Source organism: Mesorhizobium sp. B2-7-2 (assembly GCF_006440775.1).
Lineage (GTDB): Bacteria > Pseudomonadota > Alphaproteobacteria > Rhizobiales > Rhizobiaceae > Mesorhizobium.
Window position 1 is genome coordinate 153,174 of record NZ_VFTZ01000015.1, and the last position, 12,017, is coordinate 165,190.

At 64.6% G+C, this 12,017-nt stretch carries 11 protein-coding genes; 8 read left to right on the forward strand and 3 right to left on the reverse strand.

Annotated features, from left to right (window positions below; genetic code table 11):
• The first annotated feature begins 59 nt into the window (after positions 1–59).
• Positions 60–1,436: a TIGR03808 family TAT-translocated repetitive protein gene (locus FJ425_RS20740; protein ID WP_140725768.1), complete on the forward strand. Its 1,377-nt coding sequence runs from the start codon at positions 60–62 to the stop codon at positions 1,434–1,436.
• On the opposite strand, the gene FJ425_RS20745 is transcribed toward FJ425_RS20740, so the two are convergent.
• On the reverse strand, positions 1,433–2,245 hold the full coding sequence (locus FJ425_RS20745; RefSeq protein ID WP_140725771.1) for a class I SAM-dependent methyltransferase: 813 nt from the start codon (positions 2,243–2,245) through the stop codon (positions 1,433–1,435). The two genes, FJ425_RS20740 and FJ425_RS20745, sit on opposite strands and share 4 nt — an antisense overlap.
• 181 nt (positions 2,246–2,426) lie before the next feature.
• On the opposite strand from FJ425_RS20745, the gene FJ425_RS20750 reads away from it, so the two are divergent.
• Both FJ425_RS20750 and FJ425_RS20755 read left to right on the forward strand, forming a co-directional pair.
• On the forward strand, positions 2,427–2,708 hold the full coding sequence (locus FJ425_RS20750) for a DUF1778 domain-containing protein (RefSeq protein ID WP_140725774.1): 282 nt from the start codon (positions 2,427–2,429) through the stop codon (positions 2,706–2,708).
• Positions 2,708–3,187, forward strand: coding sequence for a GNAT family N-acetyltransferase (locus FJ425_RS20755; RefSeq protein ID WP_140725777.1), 480 nt, complete (start codon positions 2,708–2,710; stop codon positions 3,185–3,187). The genes FJ425_RS20750 and FJ425_RS20755 overlap by 1 nt, the downstream gene beginning before the upstream one ends.
• Here FJ425_RS20755 and FJ425_RS20760 read toward each other — a convergent pair.
• Positions 3,180–4,184, reverse strand: coding sequence for an asparaginase (locus FJ425_RS20760; RefSeq protein WP_140725780.1), 1,005 nt, complete (start codon positions 4,182–4,184; stop codon positions 3,180–3,182). The two genes, FJ425_RS20755 and FJ425_RS20760, sit on opposite strands and share 8 nt — an antisense overlap.
• Positions 4,185–4,237: 53 nt before the next feature.
• Positions 4,238–5,404 carry an acetyl-CoA acetyltransferase gene (locus tag FJ425_RS20765; RefSeq protein WP_140725782.1) on the reverse strand — a complete coding sequence of 389 codons (1,167 nt, stop codon included), beginning with the start codon at positions 5,402–5,404 and terminating at the stop codon, positions 4,238–4,240.
• A 187-nt stretch (positions 5,405–5,591) separates the two neighbouring features.
• On the opposite strand from FJ425_RS20765, the gene betI reads away from it, so the two are divergent.
• From betI to betB, 5 genes are read left to right on the forward strand one after another with little or no spacing between them, the layout of a single operon-like run.
• Positions 5,592–6,182, forward strand: coding sequence for a transcriptional regulator BetI (gene betI, locus FJ425_RS20770; RefSeq protein WP_140636222.1), 591 nt, complete (start codon positions 5,592–5,594; stop codon positions 6,180–6,182).
• A complete protein-coding gene (gene betC / locus FJ425_RS20775) occupies positions 6,179–7,708 on the forward strand; it encodes a choline-sulfatase (RefSeq protein ID WP_140636224.1) in 1,530 nt (509 codons plus the stop codon). Before betI ends, betC begins: the two co-directional genes overlap by 4 nt.
• Positions 7,708–8,709, forward strand: a complete 1,002-nt coding sequence (locus FJ425_RS20780) for a threonine/serine dehydratase (RefSeq protein ID WP_140636226.1) — start codon at positions 7,708–7,710, stop codon at positions 8,707–8,709. The genes betC and FJ425_RS20780 overlap by 1 nt, the downstream gene beginning before the upstream one ends.
• Entirely contained in the window at positions 8,702–10,354 is a 1,653-nt protein-coding gene (gene betA / locus FJ425_RS20785) for a choline dehydrogenase (RefSeq protein ID WP_140636227.1), read from the forward strand. The genes FJ425_RS20780 and betA overlap by 8 nt, the downstream gene beginning before the upstream one ends.
• 50 nt (positions 10,355–10,404) lie before the next feature.
• Positions 10,405–11,868 carry a betaine-aldehyde dehydrogenase gene (gene betB, locus FJ425_RS20790; RefSeq protein ID WP_140636229.1) on the forward strand — a complete coding sequence of 488 codons (1,464 nt, stop codon included), beginning with the start codon at positions 10,405–10,407 and terminating at the stop codon, positions 11,866–11,868.
• The last annotated feature ends 149 nt before the right edge of the window (positions 11,869–12,017 follow it).

Consider the following 12,017-nt stretch of genomic DNA (forward strand, 5'->3'; position numbering starts at 1 on the left):
TGAGCCCGCCTTGGCACGATTCCTGCGACAGACAGGGCGAAACGCCAGGACCTGTGCCGATGTTGAACAGACGAACGCTGCTTGCCCGGACCGCCGGCTTCGCCGTCGCCGGCATCTTTGCCGGCAAGGCATCGGCCAAGTCGCTGCCGGGCATCGAGATGGCCGCGACGCGCGGCTCGATCAACGCGACCGAGATCGGCGTGCAGCCGGGCGCGGTCGACGACCAGAGCAAGGCTTTCGCCAGGATGCTGACCGAGGCCAGTGACCGCGACCAGCCGATATTCCTGCCGCCCGGCAGCTATCTCGTCTCAAACCTGAAGCTGCCCACACGCGTGCGCCTGTCGGGCGTGCCCGGCGCGACGCGCATCATCTATGGCGGCAACGGCCATCTGATGATGGCCGAACAAGCCGAGCACATCGAGCTCAGCGGCCTGGTGCTCGACGGCGCCAACCGCTGGCTGGCCGATTACACGCAAGGGCTGCTCGACCTGCGCCGTGTCGCGCACTTGGTCATCGACAATTGCCAGGTGACCGGCAGCGGCAAGAACGGGCTGGCGCTCGAGCATGCCGTCGGCCGCGTCGGCCGCTCCGATATTTCAGGTGCTGCAGATGCCGGCATCTATTCGGTCGAGGCCGGCGGCCTGGAGATTTCCGGCAACACCGTGTCCGATTGCGCCAATGGCGGCATCCTGGTGCATCGCTGGCAGGCGGCGGAGGACGGCACCATCGTCAGCGGCAATCGTGTCCAGCGCATCGGCGCGCGCAGCGGCGGCACCGGGCAGAACGGCAACGGCATCAATGCCTTCCGCGCCGGCAATGTCATCATCTCCGGCAATGTCGTCTCCGACTGTGCTTTCACCGCGGTCCGCGCCAACAGCTCAAGCAATTTGCAGATCACCGGCAACACCTGCTCGCGCTCGGGCGAGACCGGAATCTATTCGGAATTCTCCTTCGAAGGCGCGGTCATCAGCAACAATCTGGTCGACGGCGCCGCCAACGGGATCTCGATCGTCAATTTCAACGAAGGCGGGCGGATGGCCGTCTGCTCGAACAATATCGTGCGCAACCTCTCGACCACTGGCCCCTACACCGCCGACCCGCCTGGCTTCGGCGTCGGCATCAGCACCGAGGCCGACACCACCGTCTCCGGCAATGTCGTCGAGAACGCGCCGCTCTATGGCATGCAGCTCGGCTGGGGCCCCTATCTGCGCAATGTCGTGGCGACAGGCAACGTCATCCGCAAGGCGGGCACCGGCATCGTCGTTTCGGTCGTCGAAGGCTCCGGCAGCGCCGTCATCTCCGACAACGTCATCGACGGCGCGCAACACGGCGCCATCATCGGCCAGCGCTGGGCCGATCCGGTGACCGGCGACCTCACCCAGTCAACCGATACTGGCTACGCGCATCTCACCGTCGAGCGCAACAAGGTCAGCTAGATCGAGGCCACGATGATGTGCGCCTGGATCTTGGCGGCAATTTCGCCGCGGCCATGTCTGTCGGCAATCGCGGCTTCGGCGTAGTCGGTCGCGGACGCCAACCGTCCTGCCTCCCTCGCCTCGATCTCGTTGCGAAGCAACGTCCCCTGACAATAGGCAACGGCCGGAACGCGCGGCGAGGATGCGCGGCTCTGCTCGGCCCTGGTATCGATCGCGACCTCGGAAAACCCCGCGGCTTCGAGATCGCGGCGGATCAGGTCCTTGTCGTGGTAGCCGTGCGGCGTGCGCGCCAGGAAACGCGGCGGATCGTGCGGAAAAATCCTGGCGAGAGCATTCGTCACGTCATCGGCGAATATATTCTCCTCGATGCGGTCCCAGACGCTGAAGAGGAAATATCCGCCGGGCTTCAGCACACGCTTTGCCTCGCGATAGGCAGCGGAACGGTCGGGAAAGAACATCGCGCCGAACTGACAACAGACGAGGTCGAAGGCCGCATCCTCGAAAGGCAGCTTCAGGGCATCCGCCTGGCGCCAGGCGATGCGGCCGTCGGGGCCCTGGCGCGAAGCCGCATAGTCGAGCATCGGCTGGTTGAGGTCGGTTACGATGTAGCTGGCACCAGGAGAGAGTTTCGGCGCCAAGGCACGGGTGACGGCTCCGGTGCCCGCGGCGGTCTCCAAAATGGCCAAGGGTGAGAAAGACGCCGCTCGCCGCGCGGTCTCCGCGGCATAGGCCTCGAAAATCAATGGCACCATATGTCGATCGTAATTTTCCGGGATTGACCCGGCAAACACCTTGTCCGCTTCCAGCATAGCCAGCGCCCAGCATCCGATTGATGGTGAGGGAGACTAGCAGAAACATGAACTCGCTGCTGTTCGGTTTGCGTAGAACCGGCGCCGTCCAGGTCGCCAGCGATGAAAATTGGCAATCTTAGATTTAGATACACATTGTGTATGCAAAAATGCTATATCGGTGATGGAAGGATACATCGCCATGGCCATCAAAAACGAGGACACCCGCGCCAAGCCCGTCAATCTGCGCATCCGCGAGGATATCCGCATCCTGATCGACCGCGCCGCGAAGATCCGCGGGAAGACCCGCTCCGATTTCATGATCGACGCCGCCTACCGCGCAGCCGAAGACACGCTGCTGGACCAGACATTGATCAAGGTCGATGCCGAAAGTTATCAGCACTATCTCGATATTCTAGACCAGCCGCCGAGCGGCGAGGGATTCGCCCGCCTGATGAATGCGCCCAGGCCCTGGCGGGACTGATGCTTTCGGCGCCAGCCCTGTTAGCCGGTGTGCACGAGCTCGACCTTTTTCAAAGCGGGACCGACAGCCTGGACCTATGGCTTCGACGGCGGGCGCGAGCCAATCAAGTCAGCGGTGCGTCCAGAACCTATGTGGTTGCGGAAGGGACGCTCGTCGTCGGTTACTACTGCCTTTCATCGGGCGGACTTGACCTGGCGGATGCGCCTGGTTCGATCCGCCGCAATATGCCCGATCCCGTGCCTGTGGCTGTGCTTGGCCGTTTGGCTGTCGATGCGAACTGGCAAGGCAAGGGTCTGGGTGTTGCTCTGCTGCAGGACGCGGTGCTGCGGACCGGTCAAGCGGCTGCCATTCTCGGCATTCGCGGTCTCCTGGTTCATGCCATATCGGATGAGGCCAAGACGTTTTATGAGCGCTACGGCTTTCAGGCTTCGCCAAAGAATCCGATGACTTTGGTGCTGTCGCTGAAGACGGCTAGTTGAGCGCCGCTGTCGGCCGCAGCAAGCCGACCTTGGCACCTATGCGGCTTTCGACCGCGGGATGGGCAAGTTCGGTAAGCCTTGCCGCAACCGCCTCATCGTCGCGGAGCAACTTCGCCAGCACTGCGGCGATCATCACTTCGGCTCCCCTGCCCGCGCCGTCATCGCATTTCAAGGCTATGCCGAGGCCAAGCTCGGGCAATGCCGCGCAATAGACGCCTTCGGCGCCGGTCTTGACGAAGATGCGACCGGGTGCTGCCTGCATCAGCGCGACGTCCGCCTTGCCGGTGCCCGCGACCAGGAACGGCTCGGCCATGCAGGCCGAAAGCAGCCGCTTCGCCGCCTTGGCGCGCTCGGGCGCAAAGCCGCTGCCCGTCGCCATGCGGGCAAAGCCCTGAGCAAAATTCTTCAACGGCACGGCGTAGGTCGGGATCGAGCAGCCGTCGATGCCGCAATGATCGACGTCATGCGCCGCGCCCGTCACGGATTGCATGGCGTCGCGCACCATCTCCTGCAAAGCGTGGCCGGCCTTGACATAGCCAGCGTGCGAAATGCCGGTATGCACGCAGGTGCAGAGGAAGCCGGAATGCTTGCCGGAGCAGTTGTTGTGCAAGGCGTTCGGCACGTTGCCGGCGCGAGCGAGCGCGATGGTGGCCTCGTGGCTCGAGGGCCAGTGCGCACCGCATTCCAGCGCCGTCCTGTCGAGGCCCGCCCTGGCGAGCATCGCCGTGGCCAGCTCGACATGGGCCGGCTCGCCCGAATGCGAGGCGCAGGCCAGCGCCAGCTCGCGGTTGCCGAAGCCGTAGGCATCGGCGGCACCCGATTCCACCAGCGGCAATGCCTGGATTGCTTTCACCGCCGAGCGCGGGAACACCGGGCGGTCCGTATCGCCGATCTCCCAAACGGCCTTGCCGTCGGCGTCGAAAATGGAAACCGCGCCGCGGTGCCCGCTTTCGACCACAGCGCCGCGCGTGACCTCGACCAGAACCGGATTCGTCATGTTGCCTCCCGCACGGGCTGCCCAAGGAGGGCGCGCTTCGATGCGGGCCGCTTCTACCTGATCCGGTCGAGGATGGAAACGTAGTTGGCGACGGCCGCGCCGCCCATATTGAAGATGCCGCCGAGTTTTGCGCCCGGCACCTGGATGCCGCCGGCTTCGCCGGTGAGCTGCATGGCTGTCAGCACATGCATCGAGACACCGGTGGCGCCGATCGGGTGGCCCTTGGCCTTCAGGCCGCCGGACGGATTGACCGGCAGGCGCCCGTCCTTTGCCGTCGTGCCATCCAGCGCCAGCTTGGCGCCCTCTCCTGGCTTGGCGAGCCCCATCGCTTCGTATTCGATCAATTCGGCGATGGTGAAGCAGTCATGCGTCTCGACGAAGGAGAGGTCGTCGAGCGTCACGCCAGCCTTCTTCAGCGCCTGCTCCCAGGCGCGCTCGCAACCCTCGAAGGAGAGGATGTCGCGCTTCGACATCGGCAGGAAGTCCTGCACATGCTCATTGGCGCGGAAAGTCACGGCGCGGCGCATCTTCAGCGCCGTCGCCGTGTCGGTGAGAACGAGCGCCGAGGCGCCGTCGGTGACCAGCGAGCAGTCGGTGCGCTTCAGCGGACCGGCGACGAACGGATTCTTCTCGCTTTCCTGGCGGCAGAACTCGTAGCCGAAATCCTTGCGCATCTGGGCGTAGGGATTGTCGACGCCATTCCGATGGTTCTTGGCGGCGATCATGGCCAGCGCGTCCGATTGGTCGCCATAGCGCTGGAAATAGGCCTGCGCGATCTTGCCGAAGACGCCGGCGAAGCCTGCCGGCGTGTCGCCATCTTCCGGCAGGTAGGATGCCTTGAGCAGGTTCTTGCCGATCTCGGGTCCAGGCGTGGTCGTCATCTGCTCGGCGCCGACCACCAGCACGATGCGAGCGGCGTTGGCGTCGATGGCGCGGATGCCTTGACGGACGGCGGCCGAACCGGTGGCGCAGGCGTTCTCGACGCGCGTCGCCGGCTTGAAGCGCAGCCGGTCGTCGGCCTGGAGCACGAGGCTTGCGGTGAAATCCTGCGGCGAGAAGCCGGCGTTGAAATGGCCAAGCACGATCTCGTCGACATCGTCCGGGCCGATGCCGGCGTGGTCGAGCGCTTCGACGGCGACCTTGGTGATCAGGCCCTCCAGCGTCTCGCCTTCGAGCTTGCCGAAGCGCGAATGCGCCCAGCCGACGATGCATGCGGTCATGGCAACCTCCATCTGTGCCGCAGCCTAGCACGATCGCACGCGGCATGTGATTCAATATTGTTCAATAATGAACCGTTTCCAGCCCCATGCCATGGGCCAGAACGACACGATCGGTTGATCCCGGTGTCGATTTTTATTGATTGACGCGTCAATAAAAAATAACCTTGGCTCGAACCGGACCCCCAGAATGCCCAAAATCGGAATGGAGCCAGTGCGCCGCAGGGCGCTGATCGACGCGACGATCTCGGCGATCGGCGAGCGCGGATCGCTGGACGTGACGATGTCGGAGATCGCCGGCCGCGCCGGGGTGTCGTCGGCGCTGGCGCATCATTATTTCGGCGCCAAGGACGAATTGCTCTTCGCAACGATGCGGCACATCCTCGCTGAGCTCAACACCGACACCAGACGCGCGTTCGGCCTTGCCGCGACACCGCGCCAGCGCGTCTCGGCCGTCGTCGCCGTCAGCTTTTCCGACGAGCAGTTCCAGCCTCAGATCATCGCCGCCTGGCTCGCCTTCTATGTCGAGGCACAGAAATCGATGGAGCTGCGGCGGCTGCTGCGCATCTATGCGCGGCGGCTCCATTCGAACCTGATGAGCGGGCTGACCGGCATCCTGCCTCGGGCCGAGGCAGACCGCGTGGCGGAAGCGACCGCGGCACTGATCGACGGGCTCTACATCCGCCGCGCGCTGAAGGACGGCGTGCCCGACGCGCAGACCGCGATCGCGCTCGTGGAAGACTATCTCGAAACCAAGCTCAACGGACGGAGCCTGCCTTGACCACCCGGCGACCCAATTTCCTGATCGTCATGGTCGATCAGCTCAACGGCACGTTCTTTCCGGACGGCCCGGCGGACTTCCTGCATGCGCCGCACCTGAAGGCGCTTGCCGCGCGCTCGGCGCGCTTCGCCAACAATTACACTGCCTCGCCGCTCTGCGCGCCTGGCCGCGCTTCGTTCATGAGCGGGCAACTGCCGTCGCGCACCGGGGTCTATGACAACGCCGCCGAGTTCGCCTCTTCCATTCCGACCTTCACCCACCATCTGCGCGCCGCCGGCTACTACACCTGCCTGTCCGGCAAGATGCATTTCGTCGGGCCCGACCAGTTGCACGGTTTCGAGGAGCGTCTGACCACCGACATCTACCCCGCCGATTTCGGCTGGACGCCAGACTACCGCAAGCCCGGCGAGCGCATCGACTGGTGGTATCACAATCTGGGTTCGGTCACAGGCGCCGGCGTCGCCGAGATCACCAACCAGATGGAGTATGACGACGAGGTCGTCTTCCTTGCCATGCAAAAGCTCTACCAGCTGTCGCGCGAGCAGGACGACGCGGGTCATCGCCCCTGGTGCCTTACCGTTTCGCTGTCGCACCCGCACGACCCCTATGTGGCGCGCAAGCAGTATTGGGATCTCTACGAGAACTGCCAGGCGCTCGATCCTGAAATCCCGTTCATACCGCATGACGCGCAGGATACGCATTCGCAACGGCTCTACCGCGCCAGCGACTACCAAGCCTTCGAGATCACGCCAGAACAAGTGCGCCGTTCGCGGCGCGGCTATTTCGCCAACATTTCCTATGTCGACGACAAGCTCGGCGAGATTCTGGACGTCCTCACGCGTACCCGCATGCTCGACGACACAACCGTCCTGTTCTGCTCGGACCACGGCGACATGCTGGGCGAGCGCGGCCTGTGGTTCAAGATGAGCTTCTTCGAAGGCTCGGCGCGCGTGCCGCTGATGATCGCCGGCAAGGACGTGCCGGCCGGCCTGATCGCGGCGCCGGTTTCCAATCTCGACGTGACGCCGACGCTCTGCGACCTAGCCGGTATCGACATCGCGGCAATCGAACCGTGGACCGACGGTCAGTCGCTGCTGCCGCTGCTCGACGGCAAGGCGCGAAGCGGGCCGGTGCTGATGGAGTATGCGGCCGAAGGCTCCTACGCGCCGCTGGTCGCGATGCGCGACGGTAAATACAAATTCGTCCATTGCGAGCTCGACGCGCCGCAACTGTTCGATCTCGATACCGATCCGCTCGAGCGTGACAACCTCGCCGACGATCCGGCGAACGCAGCCCTGGTGGCGGCGTTCATGGACAAGGTCGGGGCCCGCTGGGACATGGCCGCCTTCGACGCCGCCGTGCGCGAAAGCCAGGCGCGCCGCTGGGTCGTCTATCCGGCGCTGCGCAACGGCGCCTACTACCCGTGGGATTTCCAGCCGCTGCAGAAGGCGTCGGAACGCTACATGCGTAACCACATGAACCTCGACAATCTCGAAGAGAGCAAACGCTATCCGAGAGGCGAATAATGGCTGACGTTCTCGTTCCCACCCTCGACCATCTGAAACAGGCCTATGCCGTCACCTCGACGGCCACGCAGGTGACGCCGCTGCTGGAGTCGGCGGCGCTCGCAAAAGAGACGGGTGCAGCGCGGATCTTCGTCAAGCCGGAGTCGCTGCAATGGGCCGGCTCCTTCAAGGTGCGCGGCGCCTATTGGCGGTTGAACCGGCTTTCGCCGGATGAAGCGAAAAAGGGGGTCGTCGCCTATTCCTCCGGCAATTTCGCGCAAGGGCTGGCGGCGGCCGGCCAGGCGCTGGGCATCCCCGTCACCATTGTCATGCCTATCGACGCGCCCGCCGCCAAGCGCGACGCGACCGCCGGTTATGGCGCGCGCGTGGTGCTGACGGATCATGGCGAACGGGCCCGCGAGGAAGTTGCGGCTGCAAAGGCGCGCGAGATCGCCGAGAGCGAGCATCTCACCTTGCTGCATCCCTTCGACGATCCTGAGATCGTCGCCGGCCAGGCCGGCGCGGGACTGGAAGCGCTCGACCAGCTGGCAATGAAGAAGGCGCATGCAGACCTGGTATTCTGCTCGGTCGGCGGCGGCGGGTTGATCGGCGGTGTTTCGCTGGCCTTCCACTATCTGTCGCGCAACACCGAGATCATCGCCGTCGAGCCGGAAGGTTTCAACGGCATGGGCTCGTCGCTGGCGCATGGCGCGATCGAGACCATGCCGATCGGGCCGAAATCGATCTGCGACGGGCTGATGGCGCGCAAGCCCGGCGACGCGCCCTTCGCGGCGGTGCGCGCGGCCGGCGTGCGCGGCGTCACCGTCGACGACGCCTCGGTGCGGTGGGCGATGAAGATCGCCTTCGAGCGGATGAAGCTGGTGCTGGAGCCTTCGGGCGCGGCATCGCTCGCGGCGCTGCTCGGCGGCAAGGTGGATGTGAAGGACAAGACCGTCCTTGTGGTTGCAACCGGCGGCAATGTCTCGCTCGCCGACTTTATGGCGCATGTGAACAATGCTTGAAGCGGATTTCGTCATCATCGGCTCCGGCTCAGCCGGCTCGGCCATGGCCTACAGGCTATCGGAAGACGGCAAGCACTCGGTGATCGTCATCGAGTTCGGCGGCACCGATATGGGGCCGCTGATCCAGATGCCGTCGGCGCTGTCGATCCCGCTCAATATGAGCCTCTACGACTGGGGGTTCGCCAGCGAGCCGGAGCCGCATCTCGGCGGGCGCGTGCTGGCCACCCCGCGCGGCAAGGTGCTCGGCGGCTCGTCCTCGATCAACGGCATGGTCTATGTGCGCGGACATGCGCATGACTTCGACCACTGGGCCGAACAGGGCGCCGCAGGCTGGGCGTTCGCCGACGTGCTTCCCTATTTCAAGCGCATGGAGGATTGCGACGGCGGCGAGGATGGCTGGCGGGGCAAAGGCGGACCATTGCATGTGCAGCGCGGCACGCGGAAAAATCCGCTCTACGGCGCCTTCGTCGAGGCGGGCCGCCAGGCCGGGTTCGAGCTCACCGACGACTATAACGGCTCCAAGCAGGAAGGTTTCGGGCCGATGGAACAGACCATTCTGGGCGGCCGCCGCTGGTCGGCGGCGAACGCCTATCTGAAGCCGGCTCTCAGACGCGGAAATGTCAGGCTGCTCAAGGGTTTCGCCCGGCGCGTGGTAATCGAGAATCAACGCGCGATCGGCGTCGAGATTGAAGCTGATAAAAAGATTCAGGTCGTTAAGGCGCGGCGTGAGGTGATCGTCGCGGCCTCGTCGATCAATTCGCCAAAGATCCTGATGCTGTCAGGCATCGGCCCGGGCGCGCATCTCCAGGAAAACGGCATCCAGGTGGTTGCCGACCGGCCGGGCGTCGGCGGCAATCTGCAGGATCATCTGGAGCTTTATATCCAACAGGAATCGACCAAGCCGATCACGCTGAACTCGGTGCTCAATCCTTTCTCGAAGGCGCTGATCGGCGCGCAATGGCTTTTCTTCAAGACCGGCCTTGGCGCCACCAACCATTTCGAGGCGGCAGCCTTCGTGCGTTCGCAGGCCGGCGTCGATTACCCCGATATCCAGTATCACTTCATCCCTGCGGCGGTGCGCTATGACGGCAAGTCGGCGGCGAAGTCGCACGGCTTCCAGGCGCATGTCGGGCCGATGCGCTCGAAGTCGCGCGGCTCGGTCGGCCTGCGCTCGCCCGATCCGAAGGCCAAGCCGGTGATCCGCTTCAACTATATGTCGCATCCGGACGACTGGAGCGAGTTCCGCCACTGCATCCGGCTGACGCGCGAGATCTTCGGCCAGAAGGCCTTCGATGGCTTCCGCGGCAAGGAGATTTCACCGGGCAGCCATGTGCAGTCGGACGACGAGCTCGACGCCTTCATCCGCGACCATGCCGAGAGCGCCTACCATCCTTGCGGCACCTGCAGGATGGGCCGCGCCGACGATCCTACGGCCGTCGTCGATCCGGAATGCCGGGTGATCGGCGTCGAGGGGCTGCGCGTCGCCGACTCCTCGATCTTCCCGCGGGTGACCAACGGCAACCTCAACGCGCCGTCGATCATGACCGGCGAGAAGGCGTCCGATCACATCCTTGGCCGAACGCCGCTGGCGCCATCCAACCAGGAACCGTGGATCAATCCGCGCTGGCAGGTGGCGGACCGATAGGGCATTGTCGGGCACACCCGCCCGATCGGCGAACAGTTCCGGAGAAAGCCATGCGCGCCCAGCCAACGGCATCGCACTACGTCAACGGCCGCTACATCGAGGACGAAGGCGGTGCCCCGCTGCCGGTGATCTATCCGGCTACCGGCGAGATCATCGCCACGCTGCATTCGGCAACGCCGAACGTGCTGGAGCTGGCGATCGAAGCCGCCCGGGCCGCGCAGCCTGCCTGGGCACGGTTGAAGCCCGTCGAGCGCGGCCGCATCCTGCGCCGCGCTGCCGACATTCTGCGCGCGCGCAATGCCGATCTGGCCCGCATCGAGACGCTCGACACCGGCAAACCGATCCAGGAAACGCTGGTGGCCGACGCCCCTTCGGCCGCCGACTGCCTGGAATATTTCGCCGGAGCGGTCGCCGCCTTCAATGGCGAGATGATCGATCTCGGCGGGCCCTTCGCCTATACGCGCCGCGAGCCGCTCGGCGTCTGCGTCGGCATCGGCGCCTGGAACTATCCGATCCAGATCGCCGGCTGGAAGTCGGCGCCGGCTTTGGCCATGGGCAATGCCATGGTATTCAAGCCGTCGGAGAACACGCCGCTTTCGGCGCTGGCACTGGCCGAGATCTATTCAGAGGCCGGCCTGCCCGACGGGCTGTTCAATGTCGTGCAAGGCTATGGCGATGTCGGCGCCGGCCTTGTCGGGCACGATGTCGTGGCCAAGGTCTCGGTGACCGGCTCGGTGCCGACCGGCCGCAAGGTGCTGTCGCTTGCCGGCTCGAAGATGAAGCACGCGACGATGGAGCTCGGCGGCAAGTCGCCGCTGATCGTCTTCGACGACGCCGATCTCGAGAACGCCATCGGCGGCGCCATGCTCGGCAACTTCTACTCTACCGGCCAGATCTGCTCGAACGGCACGCGCGTCTTCGTGCAGAAGGGCCTGCACGACCGCTTCGTTGAGCGGCTTGTCGAGCGCACCAAGAAGATCCGCATCGGCGATCCGCTCGATCCGGAAACGCAGATGGGTCCGCTGGTCAACAAGGCGCAGCAGGACAAGGTCGTTTCCTATATCGAAGCCGGCAAGCAGGATGGCGCCAGCCTAGCCTGCGGCGGCAATTTACCGTCGCTGCAGGGTTTCGAAGGCGGTTTTTTCGTCGAGCCGACGGTGTTCACCAATGTCGCCGACACCATGCGGATCGCGCGCGAGGAGATTTTCGGACCGGTGATGAGCGTGCTCAAATTCGACAGCGAGGACGAGGTGATCGAGCGCGCCAACGACACCGAATTCGGGCTGGCGGCGGGCGTGTTCACGCGCGACCTGCCGCGCGCGCATCGCGTCATCGCCGAATTGCAGGCCGGCATCTGCTGGATCAACGCCTACAATCTCACGCCGGTGGAAATGCCCTTCGGTGGCGTCAAGCAGTCCGGCATCGGCCGCGAGAATTCGCTGGCGGCGCTGGCGCATTATTCGCAGCTGAAGGCGGTTTATGTCGAGACGGGGGACGTGGCGAGCCCGTATTGAGGGATTGACAGATCACGAAAGTCGGCGGGACAGCGCCCCCCTCTGTCCTGCCGGACATCTCCCCCACATGGGGCTAGGGCATATACACATCTTTCTGCGACGGATTGACTCGGTTGTGGCTGCTCGGATTCCGTGGCGGCGCAGGGTAT

Bases quoted from the DNA above. Each gene is read 5' to 3' on its own strand.
- FJ425_RS20755 (WP_140725777.1), top strand. From the start codon at position 2,708: ATGCTTTCGGCGCCAGCCCTGTTAGCCGGTGTGCACGAGCTCGACCTT.
- FJ425_RS20760 (WP_140725780.1), bottom strand. From the start codon at position 4,184: ATGACGAATCCGGTTCTGGTCGAGGTCACGCGCGGCGCTGTGGTCGAA.
- FJ425_RS20765 (WP_140725782.1), bottom strand. From the start codon at position 5,404: ATGACCGCATGCATCGTCGGCTGGGCGCATTCGCGCTTCGGCAAGCTC.
- betB (WP_140636229.1), top strand. From the start codon at position 10,405: ATGCGCGCCCAGCCAACGGCATCGCACTACGTCAACGGCCGCTACATC.
- FJ425_RS20745 (WP_140725771.1), bottom strand. From the start codon at position 2,245: ATGCTGGAAGCGGACAAGGTGTTTGCCGGGTCAATCCCGGAAAATTAC.
- FJ425_RS20750 (WP_140725774.1), top strand. From the start codon at position 2,427: ATGGCCATCAAAAACGAGGACACCCGCGCCAAGCCCGTCAATCTGCGC.
- betI (WP_140636222.1), top strand. From the start codon at position 5,592: ATGCCCAAAATCGGAATGGAGCCAGTGCGCCGCAGGGCGCTGATCGAC.
- betA (WP_140636227.1), top strand. From the start codon at position 8,702: ATGCTTGAAGCGGATTTCGTCATCATCGGCTCCGGCTCAGCCGGCTCG.
- FJ425_RS20780 (WP_140636226.1), top strand. From the start codon at position 7,708: ATGGCTGACGTTCTCGTTCCCACCCTCGACCATCTGAAACAGGCCTAT.
- FJ425_RS20740 (WP_140725768.1), top strand. From the start codon at position 60: ATGTTGAACAGACGAACGCTGCTTGCCCGGACCGCCGGCTTCGCCGTC.